The organism is Cellulophaga baltica (assembly GCF_018861125.1).
GTDB classification, from domain to species: Bacteria; Bacteroidota; Bacteroidia; order Flavobacteriales; family Flavobacteriaceae; genus Cellulophaga; species Cellulophaga baltica_A.
Window position 1 is genome coordinate 137,363 of the sequence record NZ_JAHKQN010000019.1, and the last position, 21,457, is coordinate 158,819.

Below are 21,457 nucleotides of genomic sequence, written 5' to 3' on the forward strand. Positions count from 1 at the left end.
ACATATATTTTTTGTTCTGTACTTGATACATTACAATTAATTTAACCATTATTACAAATATCATAACATATGAATAAGAAATGTTTTTATCTGCTAATGCTTTTTGTGTTACCTTTTTCGGTAATAACGTTTAGCGGGAATTACAAATTAACTGCTGCTCAAGATCCATTTATAGTGGTTCTTGATGCAGGTCACGGAGGGCATGACCCCGGAAATTTAGGAAATGGCTATCTAGAAAAGAATATTGCATTAAATATAGTTTTAAAAGTAGGCGAGGCTTTAAAAAAGCATCCTGACATTAAAGTTATATATACTAGAAAAGACGATACATTTGTTGATTTGTATGTGCGTGGTGAGATAGCAAACAAAGCAAATGCAAACTTATTTGTTTCTGTACATTGTGACTCACACACGTCAGAGGCACATGGAGCAGGTACCTTTGTTTTGGGTTTACATGCCAACAAGCAAAATTTTGATATTGCTAAAAAAGAAAATTCAGCTATTTATTTAGAGGATGATTATGAGTCTCGTTATGCTGCATATAATATTAACTCACCTGAGTCTATTATAGGGTTAACTATTATGCAAGAAGAGTTTTTAGATCAAAGTATTTTATTAGCAAAAACAATGCAAGATAATTTTACTGGAGAATTAAAAAGAAAAGATAGAAAGGTTAAACAAGCTGGTTTTATTGTTTTACATCAAACATTTATGCCAAGTGTTTTGGTTGAAACTGGTTTTTTAACTTATAAACCAGAAGGTGAATATTTAAATTCAACTAAAGGACAAGCTGATATGGGACAAGCTATTGCTGATGCCATAGTTGACTACAAGAACAATATCGGATCAGTTAAAAGTGATCAGCCAAGTTTTGTAAAAACTGAAACAGAGATTAAAAAAGAACCTGTGATTAAAGAGGTTGTAAAGGCTGAGCCAAAAAAGGAGGTTGTAACAGTAGCCCCTAAGGTTGTGCCTAAAAAAATAGAAGAACCTATAAAAGAAATTGAACCAACAATTGTTAAAGAATCGGAAAAGCCTAGTGTTTTTTTTAGAGTTCAAATCTTTGCTAGCAGTAAAGACTTAGCGACTACATCTCCAGTTTTTAAAGGCCTAAAAAATATTTCAAAAGAAAGTTTTAATTCAGTAAATAGGTATCTTTATGGTGAATCAACATCATTAACAAATGCTGAAAGCCTTAAAACAGAAGCAATTTCAAAAGGTTTTAAAGACGCTTATATTGTAGCGTATAAAAGTGGAAATAGAATATCGGTTGAAGAGGCGACGAAATTTGTTTCTCAATAAAAAAATCATTTATCAAGTAAAATATTTATAATTTTGTTTGTAACCCAAAATAAAATAAGTTGAAAATATCAAGAGAAATTAAAACAGGAATTATAGTTATTGGAGGTATCTTATTATTTATAATGGGGTTTAGCTATTTAAAATCTACATCGATTTTTGACAATAGTAAAACGTTTTATGCTGTTTATCAAAACGTAGGTGGGTTGCAGTCAGGAACTCCAATTACTATTAATGGTTATACTGTTGGTAAGGTTCAAGAAATTAAATTTAAAGATAGTTCAGGAAAACTACAGGTTTCATTCTCTGTAAATAATGAGTTTGAATTTTCAAAAAATAGTAAAGCAGAACTTTATGATACAGGTATAATTGGAGGAAAAGGAATTCAAATTATCCCTGTTTTTGATGGTGCTCCTATGGCGGAATCTGGCCAGACATTACAATCAAGTTTAAAACCAGGTTTAACAGAATTGGTTCAACAAAACTTAACTCCTTTACAATCTAAAATAGAAGGAGCGGTAACCAATGCCGATTCTTTATTGATTAATGTAAATGAGGTTTTAGATGCTAAAACTAAAAATGATTTACGTGAGAGTATCACTGGTTTAAACAATTTGGTTAAGAGTTTTCAAAACAGTGCAAATTCTTTAAATGGAATTTTGGCTTCTAATAAAAGAGACTTAGAAGGTTCTATTAAAAATATTAGTAATATTACTGATAATTTTTCTAAACTATCAGATTCTATTTCAAATGCTGGATTACCACAAACTATGAGAAATTTAGAGTCAACCCTAGCTAATTTAAATATTATGTTAGCTGAAATTGAAAAGGGGAATGGTACTATGGGTAAATTGATGAAGGATGATGAGTTATACGATAATTTAGCAAATTCATCACGAGAATTAGATTTACTACTTCAAGATTTTCGTTTAAACCCAAAACGTTATGTTAATGTATCTGTATTTGGTAAAAAGCAGGTAGACTACGAAGTTCCTGAAAACGATCCAGCACAAACCATTGAAGAATAAGATATGGAATACATCCCTCAAATATTATTTAGCATTATATTAATTGCTGGAATAGGTTTTTTTGCTCAAAATGTAAAAAAACTTTCTCGTAACATCAAATTAGGAAAAGATGTAAAAATTAATGATAATAAAAAACAACGCTGGACCAATATGGCTAAAATAGCTTTAGGTCAAACAAAAATGGTTGTTAGACCAATAGCAGGTTTTTTACACATTATAGTATATGTGGGTTTTATAATTATAAATATAGAAGTATTAGAAATTGTAATTGATGGTGTTTTTGGCACACATAGAATTGGTTTAAGTGTTTTACCAGTATCAATTTATGGTTTTTTAATTGGTACTTTTGAAATTTTAGCTGTACTTGTTTTAATATCAGTAGTTGTTTTTTGGATTAGAAGAAACATTATTAAAATTAAACGTTTTTTAAGTGCTGAAATGACAGGATGGCCTAAGAACGATGGTAATATTATTTTGTATTTTGAAGTTGTTTTAATGTGTCTATTCTTAATTATGAATGCTACTGATACTAGTTTCCAGAGTTTAGCTTCAGGTAATATAGTAAGTCAATTTATAACTCCATTGTTCAGTGGTTTGTCAGAAAGCACATTACATTTTATAGAACAAACAGCTTGGTGGTTACACATTGTAGGAATATTAATATTTCTAAATTACTTATACTATTCTAAGCATTTACATATATTATTGGCTTTCCCAAATACATATTTTGGAAAATTAACACCAAAAGGTCAGTTTAAAAATTTAGAAGCTGTAACTAATGAGGTAAAACTAATGATGGACCCTGATGCTGATCCATTTGCGGCGCCAGCAGAAGGAGTAGAGGAGACAGAACCCGAAAAATTTGGAGCTTCTGATGTAACTGATTTAAATTGGGTGCAATTATTAAACTCTTATACTTGTACAGAATGTGGCCGTTGTACTAGTGAGTGTCCTGCCAATCAAACAGGTAAAAAGTTGTCACCACGCAAAATTATGATGGATACCCGTGACCGTTTGGTTGAAGTGGGTAAAAACATAGACACTAATAAAGGAACATTTGTGCCTGATGGGAAGCAATTATTAGGTGATTATATTACTAATGAAGAATTATGGGCATGTACATCATGTAATGCATGTGTTCAAGCTTGCCCAGTAAGTATTGACCCTTTATCAATTATTATGGATATGCGTCAATATTTAGTAATGGAGGAATCTGCAGCACCACCAGATTTAAATAATATGATGGGTAATATAGAAAACAATGGAGCTCCTTGGCCTTTTAATCAACAAGATAGATTAAACTGGTCTAACGAATCATAACAACTTTTAGGTATGAGTAATGAAATGAATGTGCCAACAATGGCATCACTTTTTGCAGAAGGGAAACAACCAGAAGTACTTTTTTGGGTTGGTTGTGCTGGTAGTTTTGATGATAGAGCAAAAAAAATCACAAAAGCATTTGTGAAAATTTTAAATAAAGCAAATGTAAGTTTTGCCGTTTTAGGAACCGAAGAAAGTTGTACAGGAGATCCTGCAAAGAGAGCAGGAAATGAGTTTCTTTTTCAAATGCAGGCGGTCACCAATATTGAAGTCTTAAATGCTTATGAGGTTAAAAAAGTAGTAACTGCTTGTCCGCACTGTTTCAATACGTTAAAAAATGAATACCCTGGTTTAGGCGGTACTTATGATGTAGTACATCATACCCAATTTTTAAAGCAATTATTAGAAGAGGGTCGTATCACTATGGAAGGTGGTAAGTTTAAAGGTAAGCGTATTACTTTTCATGATCCTTGTTATTTAGGTAGGGCTAATAATGTATATGAAGCACCAAGAGATTTAATTAAAAAATTAGATGCTGAATTGGTAGAAATGAAAAGCTGTAAAACTAGAGGCCTTTGTTGTGGTGCAGGTGGAGCGCAAATGTTTAAAGAACCTGAACCAGGTACTAAAGATGTAAATATTGAGCGTACGGAACAAGCTTTGGAAACTAAACCTGATATTATAGCAGCAGGTTGTCCTTTTTGTAATACGATGATGACCGATGGTGTTAAAAATAAAGAAAAAGAAGATAATATAGCCGTTATGGATATTGCTGAGCTTATTGCTTCTGCAGATGATCTTTAATTAGAAGAGGTAGAAATTATGTTAGTAGATTTTGAAAAATTACCAAACACGTCAAGAGTTTGGATATACCAATCAAATAGAACTTTTTCTGACGCTGAAGTTGCAGAAGTTAAAAGTGAATTAGATGCTTTTATAAATGAATGGACTACACATGGTAGTGATTTGAGCGCAGGTTATGAAATGCCTTATAAGCGTTTTATTGTAATTGCACTAGATCAAACTATGGCAGGTGCAACTGGTTGCTCAATAGATGCGTCAGTTCGTTTTATTCAAAGTTTAGAAAAAAAATACAATATTGATTTGTTAGATAAAATGAATGTATCGTACAAACAAGGTGAATTTGTAGCTTATAAAACGTTGCTTGATTTTAAAAAGATGGCGAAGAATAAATCGGTATCTAAAAAAACTATTGTATTTAATAATTTGGTTGCTAATAAAGAGGAGTATTTAAACCACTGGGAAGTACCTGCTGAAGAAAGTTGGCACAATAGATTTATGTAAACCATATTAATATTAACTTCTTATTAAGACCTATTTTTATTGTAATCTTCGATGAAATGCAATAAAAGGCATTATTTTTGGTTGCCTATAGTAGATACCTTTTCAATGTTAAAAAATTTCTTAGTATTTATACTTCTTTTTCCTTTTTTGTCCATTTCAGCACAAAAAAATCCATTACAAGTAAGTGATAGCATTTCGCAACAACAATGGGTAAATAGTAAGTATGACGCAATGTCTATTGATGAAAAAATAGGGCAACTTTTTATGGTGAGTGTTGCTTCAAACCAAAGCAAAGCAAGCACCAATAAAATTAATCAACTAATTGCAGAAGAACATATTGGAGGTGTTATTTTTTCCGTTGGAGGTCCGGTACAGCAAGCTAAACTTACTAATAAATATCAAAAAACATCAAAATTACCACTGTTGATTGGTATGGATGCTGAATGGGGTCTTTCAATGCGTTTAGACTCTACCTATGCATTTCCTTGGAATATGACTTTAGGTGCTATTCGTGATAGTTCAATTGTAGAAAAAGTAGGGAGACAAATTGGTAAGCATGCTAAAAGATTAGGGGTTCATATTAATTTTGCTCCTGATATTGATATAAATACAAATCCTCAAAACCCAATAATAGGAAACAGATCTTTTGGTGAAGATAGAGAGAATGTAACGCGCAATGGTATTGCCTTTATGAAAGGTATGGAAAGTGTAGGCGTATTATCAAATGGGAAACATTTTCCTGGGCATGGTGATACTGCTACAGATTCTCATAAAACATTGCCTCAAATTCCTTTTGATCGAGCTAGATTAGATAGTATAGAAATGTATCCGTTTAAAAAAATTATAAAAGAAGGGATAAGTTCTATTATGGTTGCGCATTTAAATGTGCCAAGTTTAGAGATGCAAAATGAGATTCCGTCTTCACTTTCAGAACAAATAATATCGGGTATTCTAAAAGATGAATTGGGTTTTAAAGGCTTAGTATTTACTGATGCTTTAAATATGAACGGAGTTGGGACTTCAAAAATAGCGGGTGACGTTGAGCTGGATGCTTTTATGGCAGGAAATGATATTTTATTAATGCCTAAAGATGTAAAAACAGCTAAAGCTAGATTGCTTAATGCTTATTCAGAAGGAAAAATAACAGAGCAACGTTTGGAAACATCAGTTAAAAAAATATTGATGTCAAAATATAAAGTAGGATTGCAACATTACAAGCCAACTGAAGTTAAAAATTTGTTTGAAGATTTAAATAATCTTGAAAATGATTTGATCTATGAAGAAGCTATTGAAAATGCAATTACGGTAGCTAAAAACGAATTCTTATTACTACCCCTAAAAAAAATAGAAAATAAAAAAATAGCTTACATTCATTTTGGTGATGCTGAAGGAGATTCGTTTTATAATCAATTAAAAAAATATACTGACGTAGCTAGATTTGATATTTCTGACTTGGCATCAGTTTCCTCAACATTAGCCTCTTATAATGTAATTATTGTTGGTCATCATAAGAGTAATGAATCTCCTTGGAAATCATATAAATACACACAAGAAGAACTTGGAGTTTTAAAACAAATAGCAAGTTTAAGAACTTCAAATTTAATTTTAGCAGAATTTGTAAAACCGTATTCCTTGTTAGATATTAAAAGCTTACAAGGTATAAATAGTATTATTATAGGTTATCAAAATAGTAAAATAGCTCAAGAAAGAGTTGCTCAAGCAATTTTTGGTGCAATACCTGTAAATGGTTTATTGCCTGTAACTGTTCATCCCGAATTGCCAGTAAATACAAGTTTGAAATTAGGATCTCTATTACGATTAGGTTATAGTTTTCCTGAAAGGGAAGGTATGAATTCTACAAAATTAGCCGAAGTTGATGAGTTAGTGCAACATGGTTTAGACTCATTAATGTTCCCAGGAGCTCAAGTTTTAGTTGCTAGGCATGGTAAAGTTATATATAATAAAGCTTTTGGTAAGCCTGTATATGACACACAAGAAAAGTTAACCATAGAACATATTTTTGATTTAGCTTCTTTAACAAAAATACTATCATCACTCCCCATTTTAATGAAAATGGAAGAGGAAGGTAAATTAAAGCTAAATCAGACATTTAAAGATTTAGTTCCGGAATATAGTACATCAGACTTAAAAGATGTAACTGTTTTGAAAGCGTTATCACATTATGGTAGAATTCCTGCATGGATAGCTTTTTATGTTAGTACTTTAGATAAGAGTAGAAAGCCATCACATGAGTTTTATAGAACCACACCAACTGAAGGTTTTTCAATAAAAGTAAATGATAAATTATTTTTAACCAATGCCTATAAAGATTCAATTTATAATAGAATTGGGCGTCAAGAACTAAAATCTAACCGGTATAGGTATAGTGATGTAGGCTACTATGTGTTTCATAAATATATAGAAGATACTTATGGCGAGCCACAAGATAAACTCGCGAATGATTTTTTTTATGCACCTTTAGGAGCAACAACAACTACCTATAATCCTTTAAATAAATTTGATAAAGATAGAATTGTGCCTACAGAAGAGGATAATTATTATCGTTATGAAAGAGTGCAAGGTTACGTTCACGATATGGGTGCTGCAATGCAAGGAGGAGTTGGCGGACATGCAGGTTTGTTTAGTAATGCAAATGATGTTGCTAAAATAATGCAAATGTATTTGCAAGGCGGTACTTACGGTGGTAAGCAGTATTTAACATCACGAACTATAAAAAAGTTCAATACATGTTATTTTTGTAATGAAAATGTTAGGAGAGGAGTAGGTTTTGATAAACCAGACCTAAGAACGGGTTCGCCAACATGTGGTTGTGTGTCACATCAAAGTTTTGGGCATAGCGGATTTACAGGTACATATACTTGGGCAGATCCGGATAAAGATTTGGTGTATGTTTTTCTATCAAATAGAACATATCCTACAGCAAGTAATACACTTTTGGTTAAATCTAGTTTAAGAACACGTATTCAAAAAGCTATTTATGATGCAATAGAAAATTAAATGCTAGTTTTGAATGTAATTAGATTCGTACATTCTCGACCTATTTAAAAACTTAAAAAGTAGAATTTTGAAAATTGCTATAGTTTGTTATCCAACTTTTGGTGGAAGTGGCGTTGTTGCTACAGAATTAGGAATCGCTCTTGCTGATAGAGGGCATGAAGTCCATTTTGTAACTTACAAACAACCTGTTCGTTTAGAACTTTTAAATAATAACATTCACTTTCATGAAGTAAGTGTTCCGGAATACGCTTTATTTCATTATCAGCCATACGAGCTTGCACTTTCTAGTAAATTAGTTGATACTATACGATTATATGAAATAGATGTGTTACATGTGCATTATGCGATTCCGCATGCTTATGCGGGCTATATGGCAAAAAAGATGTTGCAAGAAGAAGGGATTTTTATTCCAATGGTAACAACACTTCATGGAACTGATATTACGTTAGTAGGTAAGCACCCCTTTTACAAGCCTGCAGTTACGTTTAGTATAAATAAATCTGATATTGTAACCTCTGTATCTCAAAATTTAAAAGACTCTACTTTAGAACTTTTTGATATTGAAAATGAAATAGAAGTTATCCCTAATTTTATTGAAACTACTAAATTTAAAAATTCATTTACAGATTGTCAACGTTCCTTGATGGCAAATGATGATGAAAAAATTATAACACACATTAGTAATTTTAGAAAAGTAAAACGCATCCCAGATGTGATTAAAATATTTAATAAAGTCCAAAAAAAAATACCAGCAAAATTATTGATGGTAGGTGAGGGACCTGAAAGAGAAAAAGCGGAATTACTTTGTGAAGAATTAGGAATTGAAAATAAAGTATTGTTTTTGGGTAATAGTAACCAGATAGATAAAATTTTATGCTTTTCTGACTTATTTTTATTGCCATCACAAACAGAGAGTTTTGGTCTAGCAGCTTTAGAAGCTATGATTAATAAGGTACCTGTAATTTCTAGTAACGCAGGCGGTATTCCAGAAGTTAACGTTCAAGGCGTAACTGGTTATTTAAGTGATGTTGGTAATGTTTCTGAAATGGCAGAAAATGCCATTAAAATATTAAAAGATGATTCAGTCTTAGAAACATTTAAAACTAATGCTGTTGAAAATGCTTTTAGATTTGATTTAAAAAGAATACTGCCTCTTTATGAAGCTGTATATGAAAAAGCGTTACAGTTTAGGTTTAAAAAAATGCATTAGAATCGTGAAATATTTTTTAATCTTTTTTATAGTAATATCATGTAATGCTCAAAAAAAGAGTAATCAAAAAAACACAAGTGATAATGAGTTAAGGTTTTTATTGTCAGACAATTATAGTGGGGTAAAACAACCTAAAATCTTAATAATAAAAGAAGCTACTAGTTTAAAAAAATTCTTTTTACAAATTAATAAAACTAAAAAGCCTGGTTTAGCACTTCCTAAAATTGATTTTAATAAAGAAACTGTAGTGATTTATTGCGAAGGTGAAAGTTTTTTAACTTACAATTCCTCTATAGAAAAAACTAAAGAAACAGCTAGAGATATTGTTTTGAAGTTGGTTGATGTAAATAGTTATGAAAATATTGATTTAACATTAATTAGTCCGTTTTATTTGTATTCAATAGAAAACAGCGGTAAAAAAATACACATTGTTAAATAAACATTAATGTTTTATTAAAAAACAGTTTCTGTCGATTATAATTGCCGATTGGAAGTTTTCTTAGGTAATCGATAAAATATAGACTTAATTTTACCTTTAGTTTATTGTTAAAATTATGAAAATGAAAGTGAGACCTTATTCTTTGGTTTGTATTGGTTTATTATTGTTTAATTCTGTTTTTTCTCAAGAAACAGTCGAGTTAACTAAAAAAGATTCTATTACCTCTAGTTCATGGATGTTTGGTGTAGGAATAAACATTGTTGATGATTCGAATGATGTTTTTAATGAATTATTTGAATTTGATACTCAATGGAATGTAGTGCCTATCCTTCAAGAATAAGTGTAGGTAGGTATTTTAAAAGTGGCTTGGGTCTTGAGGCAATAGCAACTTATAATAAATATAAAGTAGGTAAAACTATTGATGGAATTGTAAATGAAGTTGAAAAGGATTATTTTGCTATTGATAGTAGATTAAGTTATGATTTAAATAAACTTGTAGGAGAAACAGGTTGGTTTGATCCATATTTGGGAGTAGGTTTAGGTTTTACTAGAGCGAATAACGCAAGTAGAGGCACAATAAACGGAGTTGTAGGCTTTAGAACCTGGTTCTCTGATAGAATTGGTTTAGATTTTAATTCATCTGGAAAATGGGCTATGAATCAATCTGAGGGTGTAACAAATCATTTACAGCACGCTGTTGGTTTTGTATATCAATTTGGTATAGAAAAGGAACTCTCAAAAAGTGGGGAAGAAAAACTAGCATTAATTGAAGCTATTGAAAAAGAGAATCAAAGAAAAAACGATTCTATTGCTAGTGCAGAAAAAGAAGCTATTTTACTAACTGAAAGAATAAAAAGAGAACAAGAGCAAGTAGCGTTAGCTTTGGCGGAAAAAGAGAAGCTAGAAGCTAGAGAGAGAAAAATAAATGATTTACAATCTAAAATTGATGATTTTGGTGCTATAAATTTTGCTTTAAATAGTTCTAATTTGAATAGGAGTTCAAAAACAGTTTTGTCATTAATTGTTAATTTGTTAAAAGCGAACCCTACAGTTACAATCAAGTTAGGAGCTTATACGGATTCAAGAGGTACAGATACTTATAATTTAAGCTTGTCTGAAAGAAGAATGCAAAAAACTTTAGATTATTTGACAATTAATGGAATTGAACAAGAGCGAATAATTTCAAATTCTTATGGAGAAAAAGGACTTTTAAATAATTGTATAGATGGTGTATATTGTACTGAATCTGAACATAAAATTAATAGAAGAATAGATATAGTTATAAATAATTTCTAAATATTAATAATACTCAACCAAAGTAAATTATATTAATGCTTTTTAACTCAGTTGATTTCGCTGTTTTTTTACCAGTAGTATTTGTATTATACTGGTTTGTTTTTAAAAATAAATTAAAAGCTCAAAATCTTTTAATTTTAACTGCGAGTTATTTTTTTTACGGCTTATGGGATTGGAGGTTTCTATTTTTGATTCTAGCAAGTACTATTGTTGATTTTTTTGTTGGAATATTTATTAATAAATATGAAAGTAAAGCTAATAAAGCAAAGCTTTGGTTGTTGGTTAGTATTATTTTCAATTTATCTTTATTAGGCTTTTTTAAGTATTACAACTTTTTTGTAGGCTCGTTTATTGAAATGTTTCAATTCTTTGGATATGCGATTAAGAGTACATGGACTTTAAATATAATACTTCCTGTTGGTATTTCTTTTTATACTTTTCAAACAATGTCTTATTCTTTAGATATTTATTATAAGAGATTAAGGCCTACAAGTAATTTTTTAAATTTTGCAGCTTTTGTCAGTTTTTTTCCTCAACTGGTAGCTGGTCCAATTGAAAGAGCATCTAACTTGTTAATACAAATTGAAAATAAGAGATCATTTAATTATAATCAAATTGTAAGTGGATTGAAATTAATACTCTGGGGTTTGTTTAAAAAACTTGTAATAGCTGATGCATTAGCTCCAATTGTAGATGATGTTTTTAATAATTATAACACCTATTCCGCATCTACTTTAATATTAGGTGTAACATTATTTAGTTTTCAAGTATATGGAGATTTTAGTGGATATTCTGATATTGCTATTGGTACTTCAAAACTATTTGGTTTTGAATTGATGTCTAATTTTAAATTTCCTAATTTTTCAAGAAATGTCGCGGAATATTGGCAACGTTGGCATATATCTCTTTCAACCTGGTTTAGACATTATATTTATATTCCTTTGGGAGGGTCAAGAAAGAGCAAACTAGTATCAATAAGAAATATTAGTATTGTCTTTTTGGTAAGTGGTTTTTGGCATGGTGCAAATTGGACTTTTATTTTTTGGGGAGCTTTTCATGCAGTAGCTTTTATACCTGTTTTTTTATTAGGTAGAAATGCAGTTTATAAGAACACTGTAATTGCCCAAAATTCATATTTACCATCAATTAAAGAAGTTTTTCAAGTGTTCGTAACATTTGCTATCGTAACGTTTTCAAGAATATTTTTTAGATCAGAGTCAATTACCGCTTCTTTTAATTTTATAAAACAGATAGCAACTAATTTTCATTTTGAAAACTATAATCATCCTTTAGGTTATAGAATGATTGATTATTATATATTAATACTGGTTTTTGTAGTATATGAGTTTATCATTCGAAAAGATGAGAGAAACCCATTTAAATTTAAATCTAAAATAGTTCGTTTTTTAATTTACACAGTCATTATTTTTACAATTTTATTATTTTTTGATGATGGTGTTGATAGATCTTTTATATACTTCCAATTTTAAAATATATGAAAAAGCTTATATTAAAATTTGCATTATATTTTATATTAATCCTACTTGCTTTAGAGGTTTTAGTTAGAGTTTTTCATTTAGCAAAAGACACACCAAGTCGGTATGTAGATGAATTTGAAGTTGAAAAGTGGAAGCCTAATCAAGAAGGTTTTTCAGTAACAGGTAATAGGAGGCAAAACTTCTCAGAGTTTCATATAAATGATAAAGGTTTTAATTCATATAGAGAATTTAAACCAACAAAAGAGGGTTACGAAATTGCTTTAGTTGGAGACTCATTTATTGAAGGATTTCATCAGAATTACTACAATTCTATAGGCAAGAAAATTGAAACGATTTTTAAAGATACAGTGTCTGTTTATGAATATGGTTATGCTGGTTATGATTTTGCAGATCAATTACATTTAATTAATAAGTATTCAAGGGATTTTGAAAATATTGATTTAGTTATTTTGGGACTTAAGTTTACTAATGATTTAGATAGATCAAAGTATGAAGTTATGACCTCACGTTTAGCCTTAGAATCACCTTTAAATAGAAGTTTAAAAAAAATTAAACTTCTCGTTTATCTAAAAAATATTGGAGCATTAAACCCAATTACAAAATTTTTTAGTAACATTAAAGAAAGTTTACTTGTCAAAAGAAATACAAATAAAAAAGAAAAAGATAGCACAGATCATATTGAAGATATAAATAAAAAGATAGATAACTTTAAATCTCTAATTGACCTATATGGTTTTGATAAATCAAACTATTATTTGTTGATTGAAGAAAATAAAACACCACAGCAATTTCTAAAATATTTGACAGATAATAAATTTAAATACATACCTATTGGTGAAAAATTAAATAGTTCTTCTAAAAATACAACGTTAATTTACGATAAGCATTGGAATAATAATGGTAGAGAAATTGTAGCTAATGAAATATCAAAAGTTGTTAAAAAATTATAGTCTATATAGTGGAAAAAAATCAGAATCAGTAGTTTTACCTTTACTTAATTCATTATAAACTTCAGGGTTAACAATTTTTCTTCCAGTGTAATAAATAACATCTTCATCTTTATGAAAAAATGTTTTTTTGTATTTATATAAGTTGTCTCCATTTTTTCTTCCACCACCTAAAACATAATATTTAAAGCCATTTACTCTGGCCCAGTTTAAAGCCTCAATTTTTAGAAAATCGTTTGGTCTACATTCAAAATAATTAGAATCAGTTCCGCCTAAAAAAGAATATAATGTGTCATCTGATTTTAATATTAACTCTACAGAAATAGGGGTGTTGTCTTTTAAGATTATAATAAGTATTCTGTTTTCTGTATTGTTTTTTATAAAGTCAAAAAAATAATTAAAAGTGTAAAAATATTGATCAGTTGCCTGGTTACGTTTCATTGTATCAATATAAATATTGTAAAAAGACTGTATAGTCTCTTCACTAATCTCACCTTCGTGAATTTCGCTAACTAAATTATATTCTTGAGCTTTTCTATAATTATTTCGAACTTTAGATTTAAAATTATCCCATTGTTTTTGGGGTTCGTTTAAAATTATGCCTCTAACATTGTTTAAAGTAGCGTTGGTAGCTCCGCCATAATTTTTGTGATTGCCTTCAAGATTAAAACGTATAAATTCTGATACAACATTATTTTTTAAATACCATTCCTTTACGTTGCTCCAAAATTCTTGTAATATAAAATCTTCTGTACCTTTTGAAAACAATGGTCCGCTATAACCATAAGGACTAATTACATCAAAATAGCTTGGTTTATCTTCAATTTTTCTTAGGTAAAAAGGCATTAAAACCTTTGGTTGGTTATCAACTTCAAATAAAAAGTAATATAATTGATAATCTGTTTTAATTGCTAATAATTCAATTTTAAAAAAAGGATTATATGAATTAATTTCACTTACATAACTGCTATAGTTTTCTTTGTCTTGATCACTATTTATTTTGTTTGTAATTAAATTAAATCTCATTATTTACACTAATTTTTTTGTTCAGAGTGAATTAAAGTAACTAAATCTGATATGTTTTCTAAATTCATTAAATCTAATAATTTAAATTTAATGTTCAATTCGTTTTCTACTTCATTAATAATCATCATATGTGTGATTGAATCCCAACCATCTATATCATTTGCAGTTGTGTTTAAATTTAATTCGATAGAATCACGTTCTAATACTTGAGTGAAAATTTTTGTTAATTGATTTATAGTTTGTTCCGTGTCCATATCTTTAAAAAAGTGATTTTAGTTTATTGTTATCTATTTTACCGTTTGAATTATATAATAATTCTTTTACAAATTTTATTTTTGTAGGTATCATATAACTGGGCAACTTTGTTTTTAGATAGTTTATTAATTTTTTTGTATCAAATTCTTCATTAGCAATTATAAGTGCAAGTTCAGTTTCATTATTCTTGTTGATTATATCTATAACAGAAATATTGTTATTTTTTAAGAAATTTTTTGAATGATGTTCTATCTCGCCCAATTCTACTCTGTAACCTCCTATTTTTATTTGAAAATCTTTTCTACCAATAAAAATTAAAGTTTCATCATCTTTTTTAATGCATAGGTCTCCAGTTTTATAAAACTTCAAATTAAAACCTTCATAATCATACATGATGAACGATGATTTATTTTTTTTAGTATTATTTAAATAACCAACGGTTACCTGGTTTCCAGATACACACAATTCACCTTCAACTCCGTTTTTGACAATTTTATTATTAGTATCAAGAATTATAGTTTTGATACCTTTTAGTGGTTTTCCTATCGCAACAATACCATTTTTTGATATTTGATTTTGATAATCATTAAAATCATAATAAGTAGAAGTTACAGTGTTTTCTGTCGGTCCATATGAATTATATATTTTAGCGTTTGGCACACACTTTTTCCACTCTTCAACTAAATTTAAAGGTAAGGGTGCAGCTCCAAAACATGAATACCTAACGGTCTTAAAGTTCATTTCACCAAAATATGGTTTTAGATAATTAATTATTGAAGGAACCATTATCAAATAATTAAGCTGGTATATATTTATTAATTTATATATATACATATATTTTATTTGGTCCTTAGGAAGGGTGTAAACGCAAGCTCCATTTAATAATGGGTATAGAAACGTAACTATTGAATAGTCAAAAGTTAAATCAAACATTTGTAAACATTTATCTGTAGGATAAATATCATGTCTTTCGTCAAATTTCATTGCTGAAAATAACGAATTCAAATTTTTCAGATCTATTGGTACTCCTTTGGGAAGTCCAGTTGACCCAGATGTGAAAATTGTATATAATAAATTAGATTCATCTATTATATATGGTTTAAATTTAATTAACTCGTTGCTGTTAATATTTGAACTTAATACAGAAAAGTTTTCAATATAATTTTCTTCTGAATGTGATGAAAACAAAAAATTAATTGATGTTGATTCAAAAATATATGAATTTCTTTCAATTGGAGAACTTACACTTACAGGTATGTATGATTTGCCTTCAAACCATAGCGCAATAATTGTTGCATATGTTTCAATATCGTTATAATCAAACAAACCACATATCTGCTCTTGGTCTGGAATATTTTTTTGTATGATATCTCTAATTTGAGATACTTTTATAAAAAGCTGATTATAGGTGTAATTTATATCATTAATACAGAAGGCATTATTATTTTTATACTTTTTAAAATTGTATTCTAATTTCTTTAATACGTTCATGTTTTATATTAATTATAAAAAGAAACCTTCGTGTTCTTGTAGTTTAATTGAAGTAAAATCTTCATTTATACTGTTATGAGCATAAGAATATAATTTTCTTTTATTAGCTAAAATGTACTTGTAGTTTTTTTGTATTTCATCAGCTAATAAAGCATTATCTGTTTGAATAAATGTAGTGTTCGTGTTAATGAAATTCTCCATTAAAGCACTTAAGCACAGTTCAAATTTTGTTTCGCTTACACATTCAAAGTATCGTATGATAAATTTTCGATCTTTTATTAAAGCAGAAATAAATCCAATTTCATTTTCATTATGAATAATAAAAAAATTTAAATTATAAATTAATTTAGATGTACTATCAAGTAAACAAGAATTTTCATTCTTTTTACTCATAGTCGTAATAGTATATTGATTATTACAAATTTGCCAATTAAAATAATCTAAACTCTTAATTGTGTCTTTATTATTAATTATTTGTTGAATAGTACTCCAATCATCGTTATTGATTTGACTGAAATAATTATATTTAATTTCCTTGTTTTTTTTGGGTAATTTTATTTTGTTTATTTTTTTTAATAGAGCATAACTAACATTGTCAAAAAAAGACATAATTCCCGATAATTTTTTTAGAAAAGGGAATTTTCCACTTATTAAATTAGAATCTAGGCTGAAAATGATAATATATCTTGTTCTCTCTGAAAATTTTTTGAAAGGCTGTTTTTCATAAAATTCTTCTACTTCTTTACCTAAATATTTTATTAACACCTTGTTTTTAGCTGCATTCAATGCTGTGTTCAAAACATATGTTGGCAATATGGTATTTTTATGCGAATTTGCTACCCACCATCTATTAGTCCAATAAATTTTGTGTTTTTTATTATTTAAATTAATAAAATCTGGTACTAAACCTACAAAAGAAACTAACTCTTGGTTCTCAGTAGCAATTACGGCACAGATATCATCATCCGATATTAATGGGTTTTTAGTTAACCAAGTAGCTTTACTTTTTGAAAAAGGATAGTAACCATTTTTAAAACTCCATAAAGAATTGTTATTTAAATATTCAACAAGATTCTTTTTAGTAATAGTATTAATTTCTAATGGTTCTTTTTTCATCTAAGGTATTAAATTGGGTTTGTTTGATTTGAAATAAAGTAGCTACAAACCTCTTGAAAAAAGTACTGTTGTGGCTGTTTTAAATATAATTCTAAAATCTAAGGTTATTGATTTATTTTTAATATAGAATAAATCAAATTCTAGTTTTCTGATTGAGTCTTCTAAGTTTTCCCCGTATTTGTACATTACTTGAGCCCATCCAGTTATACCGGGTTTAATAAAATGTCTTATATTATAAAAAGGGGTTATCTCGTTTAATTGGTTTACAAAAACAGCTCTTTCTGGTCTTGGTCCAATGAATTTCATGTCACCTTTAATTACTGCTAAAATTTGTGGGAGTTCATCTATTCTGAACATTCTTAAAATTCGCCCAAAAGGTGTAATTCTAGTGTCATTTTTCACAGCCATTTTAGCTCCTGTTTTTTCAGCTTCAATAACCATTGATCTAAATTTATATATATCAAATTCTTTTCCATATTGTCCCACTCTTTTTTGTGTGTAAAATAATGGTCCTTTATTGAAAAATAAGTTTAAAAACCACACAAAAGGAGTGACTAAAAAGAATACAATACCAACTGTAATCGATAATATTAAATTAATAAAAAAGCTACTAATAGTGTGTAAGTATCTAATTTTCCTATTTTGAAGTTGTAATATTTCATAAAAACTATCATTATGCCATTTAATTGGTAATGCCTCATAATTATTTTCATAAAATGATGTATACGTAATTACTTCTTTGCCGGACAAAATTGTGGAAAGCATGCAATTTTTAATTTCAGGACTAATTTTATTGTAGTTTTTAACATTTATAACCCAAGCGTCATAAGTGTCAATATTTTTTAATAAAGTATCATTAAAATAAGATTCTTTGCTTGATAGAAATAATTTTTCTTTTACCTCGTAAAAAGTGTTTTTATTGTCTTTACCATTAATTGATTCAACATCTTCTTTTAAACTTTCTTTTGAGTTTTTATCATAAATATAAAGTACGTTTTTTACTGGAGGCAAAAATTTAAAAACATTATCAAATAAATAACGCCATGCAATTATAATTGACGGTGTTCCTGCATAAAAAATTAATATATTAACTCTATTAATATAAGGGTTGAAATAAAATAAGCCAACAAAAAAGATTATAATAACAAATAATAGAGAGATAGCTATAGACCTTGATAACATTTTTATGCTAAAAACGGATAGTTTTTCAAAACTATATGAGTTTAAAACGTAGGCTAACATTAAATATAAAATCAAACCTAATGTGTAAAATGTAATTGTTTTAACTGATAATATTTCATGAATTTGAAAAGCACAATGTATAAAGTAATATAGTGATAAGAGAACCATGATAATATCTCCTATTACTAAAATAAACTTTCTTTCAAGTATATTAAACTTAAATCTTGTAGACATTTTAATGTGTTAAATAATGGTTAATGGACTATAGTTTTTTTTCAAAGATGATTATAATAATATTAATTAGAATAATCATTTTTTAAAAACTAGATGAAATAAGTGTTTTATTAGATATTAGTTGTGAATATCGGTTAAACTACATTAAATTTTTCAACTTTAATTACACCGTCTATCGTCTTTAAGAGCATATTTGTATCATAATTTAATAAAATTGAACCTGTTTTATTTTTGTTAAATAAAGTTAAAATTTCATTATTTATAATTTTTGATGCCTTAAATATGATATATTTTTTGTTTCCAATATTGCAATATGACCCTTGTGAACTAATTCCGAAACTTTTTATAATTCTTAATATATCGTCTGTAGTATGATAGTCAAAATCAATTATTCTCATGTCATCGGTCCTATTAAAGTAGCTCGATGTACCAATTTGTTTAGAACTATCAATTTTGAAATTGTTATTTAAAATTATTTCCCATCCTTTTTTAAAAACAACACCTTCTAATTTCATTGATAGGTAATAAATTAATCCTAAATCTAAATCAGGTGTTATATTATGCTTTTCTTGATAAATAATATTGCCAGTGTCAATACCTTTATCAATTAAATGAAAAGTTGCACCGTAAAAATCATATTCTAAATAAAATATTCCATTTAAAGGTGTTTTGCCTTGTAAATGAGGCAAGTAAGTTGGGTGTATGTTCAATAAAATTTGATCATTCTTAAATTTGTCAACTGGGAAAATATAAGGACATCCATTTGATATTAAAAAATCAAAGTCTTGCTTATAAATATCTTCTAAAATATTTTTTTTGTCTTTAACCTCAAAGCTTTTAAATGCTATTTTTTGTTCCGCTAAATATTGATATAAAGGACTGTTTTTTAAAGCATATATTTTTACAATTGATAGGTTAAAATTTTGACATTCTTTAAAAACATGAATTCTAGATCCTATAAATAAAATATTTTTTCCCATGATTACAAATTTAATGGATTGCTTAAAACTTTAATCATAAGAAAAAGGTATTTTAACTTAATTAATATATTTCTCTTTTTATTTTTATTTTCTTTACTAAGTATTTACGAACAAGTAAAGTGAGCAGTAAGGTATGAGCGAGAAAAATGAGATTGGATCTTTTTTCCATAATCCAGAAAGTAGCAATTTAATTAAATTAGATATAAATGATTTTATATCTAATTATCAATTGTTCTATACGGGTAGGCAAGCTATTAAGTATTTGATAGATATGCTATCATTAAATCAAAAAGTTGATACTATATGGTTACCAAAATATTATTGTCAACATGTGACAGCTTGGTTAAAAGAAAACTATTCTAATATTGCTGTTTATGACATAAATCCTTTTGAAACTAATGAAAAATTAGATGAATCTTTTTATGCAAAATTTGGTTCAAATGATATAGTTGTTTTAAACAATTTTTGGGGATTAAGTGATTATATTATTCCTTGTTTAAAAAATAGAGCTTTATTTATTGAGGATCATTCACACGGGTGGTTGTCACCAAATTGTATTAATAGCAACGCTGATTATTGTTTTGCATCATTGAGAAAAACTTTACCAATACCATTAGGAGGTATCTGTTGGAAACCAAATGGAGTAGTGGAGTTAATTGATGATTTGCAAATAGTTGATTCTGATTTTTACGTTAAATGGGATGACAATGTAGAAGCAATGAGTTTAAAAAAAGATTATTTGTTGGGTGATAATGACAGCTCAAAAGAAAAGTTTTTGTCACTCATAACTGATACAGAAAAATATTTACATAATCATTATCAGATTGTTACCTTAAAAAAAGAACACAAATCTATAGTAGAGAAATATTTGAGTTTTGATTATAACAAACCTAAAAGAAATAATTTAGATATTTTAGTTTTAAACCTAATAAAAACTGAGAATTTTAAAGTGATAGAAAAGGGGGATATTGCAAGTTTTGGGTTAAACTTAATTTTTAAAGACAAAGAATATTTTAATAGTTTAAAAATGTACTTGATTAGTAATGCAATTTATCCCTCAGAGTTATGGCCTGATAACGTACTGACTTCTGATTATAAATACTTATTAAATATACATATTGATTTTCGTTATTCAGAGAAACAAATGGTGCAAATTTTTACAGTAATAAATAAATGGATAACAGATAATGTATAAAATATTTTTTAAACGTTTTTTTGATGTTTTACTATCATCTATAATATTAATATTATCATTTCCAATAATGTTGGTTGTGATATTGATATTATTTTTTCAAAACAAAGGTTTTCCATTTTTTGTTCAAGATCGCCCAGGTAAAAACCAAAAAGTTTTTAATGTTTATAAATTAAAAACTATGACAGAAGAGAGAGGTGGAGATGGAGAACTGTTACCTGATGAAGATAGAATTACTTTGGTTGGAAACATTGTTAGAAAAACCTCTTTAGATGAAATTCCACAATTGATAAATGTATTAATAGGAGATATGAGTATAATTGGACCAAGACCTCTTAGAACATATTATTTGCCATTTTATACAGAGGAAGAGAATAAGAGGCATTTGGTAAGGCCTGGTATAACAGGTTTAGCTCAAATTTCGGGTAGAAACCATTTGAATTGGGAAGAGAGATTTAAATTTGATGTTGAGTATGTTAATAATTTGAGTTTAATTTTAGATCTAAAAATACTTTTCATGTCATTTGTTAAAGTATTTAAATCTTCAAATGTAAATATTCCAGAATCAGGAATTATAGAAGATTTTAATATTTATAGATCAAAAACAAAAAAGGATGAAA

At 28.2% G+C, this 21,457-nt stretch carries 20 protein-coding genes; 14 read left to right on the plus strand and 6 right to left on the minus strand.

Going from position 1 to position 21,457, the window contains the following annotated elements; all coding sequences use genetic code 11:
• The first annotated feature begins 69 nt into the window (after window positions 1–69).
• From KO500_RS09745 to KO500_RS09795, 12 genes are all read left to right on the plus strand, one after another.
• Entirely contained in the window at window positions 70–1,302 is a 1,233-nt protein-coding gene (locus KO500_RS09745) for an N-acetylmuramoyl-L-alanine amidase family protein (protein ID WP_215956354.1), read from the plus strand.
• Window positions 1,303–1,361: 59 nt separating this feature from the next.
• Complete coding sequence (locus tag KO500_RS09750) at window positions 1,362–2,327, plus strand: MlaD family protein (protein WP_215956355.1); 966 nt, start codon at window positions 1,362–1,364, stop codon at window positions 2,325–2,327.
• 3 nt (window positions 2,328–2,330) lie between these two features.
• Window positions 2,331–3,647, plus strand: coding sequence for a (Fe-S)-binding protein (locus KO500_RS09755; protein WP_215956356.1), 1,317 nt, complete (start codon window positions 2,331–2,333; stop codon window positions 3,645–3,647).
• A 12-nt stretch (window positions 3,648–3,659) separates the two neighbouring features.
• Window positions 3,660–4,451 carry a (Fe-S)-binding protein gene (locus tag KO500_RS09760; protein WP_215956357.1) on the plus strand — a complete coding sequence of 264 codons (792 nt, stop codon included), beginning with the start codon at window positions 3,660–3,662 and terminating at the stop codon, window positions 4,449–4,451.
• A gap of 18 nt (window positions 4,452–4,469) precedes the next feature.
• On the plus strand, window positions 4,470–4,952 hold the full coding sequence (locus tag KO500_RS09765) for an ABC transporter ATPase (RefSeq protein WP_215956358.1): 483 nt from the start codon (window positions 4,470–4,472) through the stop codon (window positions 4,950–4,952).
• A 105-nt stretch (window positions 4,953–5,057) separates the two neighbouring features.
• The gene (locus tag KO500_RS09770; protein ID WP_215956467.1) at window positions 5,058–7,970 is read left to right on the plus strand and encodes a glycoside hydrolase family 3 N-terminal domain-containing protein; all 2,913 of its coding nucleotides are present in this window, start codon (window positions 5,058–5,060) and stop codon (window positions 7,968–7,970) included.
• 67 nt (window positions 7,971–8,037) lie between these two features.
• Complete coding sequence (gene bshA / locus KO500_RS09775; RefSeq protein ID WP_215956359.1) at window positions 8,038–9,180, plus strand: N-acetyl-alpha-D-glucosaminyl L-malate synthase BshA; 1,143 nt, start codon at window positions 8,038–8,040, stop codon at window positions 9,178–9,180.
• A 4-nt stretch (window positions 9,181–9,184) separates the two neighbouring features.
• Window positions 9,185–9,619: a hypothetical protein gene (locus KO500_RS09780; protein WP_215956360.1), complete on the plus strand. Its 435-nt coding sequence runs from the start codon at window positions 9,185–9,187 to the stop codon at window positions 9,617–9,619.
• A gap of 121 nt (window positions 9,620–9,740) precedes the next feature.
• On the plus strand, window positions 9,741–9,959 hold the full coding sequence (locus KO500_RS17335; protein ID WP_252732472.1) for a hypothetical protein: 219 nt from the start codon (window positions 9,741–9,743) through the stop codon (window positions 9,957–9,959).
• A complete protein-coding gene (locus KO500_RS09785; protein WP_252732473.1) occupies window positions 9,929–10,915 on the plus strand; it encodes an OmpA family protein in 987 nt (328 codons plus the stop codon). Before KO500_RS17335 ends, KO500_RS09785 begins: the two co-directional genes overlap by 31 nt.
• Before the next feature lie 35 nt (window positions 10,916–10,950).
• Window positions 10,951–12,405, plus strand: a complete 1,455-nt coding sequence (locus KO500_RS09790) for an MBOAT family O-acyltransferase (protein ID WP_215956361.1) — start codon at window positions 10,951–10,953, stop codon at window positions 12,403–12,405.
• Window positions 12,406–12,410: 5 nt separating this feature from the next.
• The gene (locus KO500_RS09795; protein ID WP_215956362.1) at window positions 12,411–13,364 is read left to right on the plus strand and encodes a hypothetical protein; all 954 of its coding nucleotides are present in this window, start codon (window positions 12,411–12,413) and stop codon (window positions 13,362–13,364) included.
• Here KO500_RS09795 and KO500_RS09800 read toward each other — a convergent pair.
• From KO500_RS09800 to KO500_RS09825, 6 genes are all read right to left on the minus strand, one after another.
• A complete protein-coding gene (locus tag KO500_RS09800; RefSeq protein ID WP_215956363.1) occupies window positions 13,359–14,387 on the minus strand; it encodes a GNAT family N-acetyltransferase in 1,029 nt (342 codons plus the stop codon). The two genes, KO500_RS09795 and KO500_RS09800, sit on opposite strands and share 6 nt — an antisense overlap.
• A gap of 8 nt (window positions 14,388–14,395) precedes the next feature.
• Window positions 14,396–14,641, minus strand: coding sequence for an acyl carrier protein (locus KO500_RS09805; protein WP_215956364.1), 246 nt, complete (start codon window positions 14,639–14,641; stop codon window positions 14,396–14,398).
• Between the two features lie 4 nt (window positions 14,642–14,645).
• On the minus strand, window positions 14,646–16,133 hold the full coding sequence (locus tag KO500_RS09810) for an AMP-binding protein (protein WP_215956365.1): 1,488 nt from the start codon (window positions 16,131–16,133) through the stop codon (window positions 14,646–14,648).
• Window positions 16,134–16,145: 12 nt separating this feature from the next.
• A complete protein-coding gene (locus tag KO500_RS09815; RefSeq protein WP_215956366.1) occupies window positions 16,146–17,249 on the minus strand; it encodes a hypothetical protein in 1,104 nt (367 codons plus the stop codon).
• A gap of 42 nt (window positions 17,250–17,291) precedes the next feature.
• Window positions 17,292–18,665 (minus strand): sugar transferase, encoded by a 1,374-nt coding sequence (locus KO500_RS09820; RefSeq protein ID WP_215956367.1) that lies wholly within the window; start codon window positions 18,663–18,665, stop codon window positions 17,292–17,294.
• Window positions 18,666–18,799: 134 nt separating this feature from the next.
• On the minus strand, window positions 18,800–19,645 hold the full coding sequence (locus tag KO500_RS09825) for a formyltransferase family protein (protein ID WP_215956368.1): 846 nt from the start codon (window positions 19,643–19,645) through the stop codon (window positions 18,800–18,802).
• 133 nt (window positions 19,646–19,778) lie between these two features.
• On the opposite strand from KO500_RS09825, the gene KO500_RS09830 reads away from it, so the two are divergent.
• Both KO500_RS09830 and KO500_RS09835 read left to right on the plus strand, forming a co-directional pair.
• A complete protein-coding gene (locus KO500_RS09830; RefSeq protein WP_215956369.1) occupies window positions 19,779–20,840 on the plus strand; it encodes a hypothetical protein in 1,062 nt (353 codons plus the stop codon).
• Window positions 20,833–21,457: sugar transferase (locus KO500_RS09835; protein WP_215956370.1), on the plus strand; the 625-nt coding region annotated here is incomplete at its 3' end. The genes KO500_RS09830 and KO500_RS09835, both read left to right, overlap by 8 nt.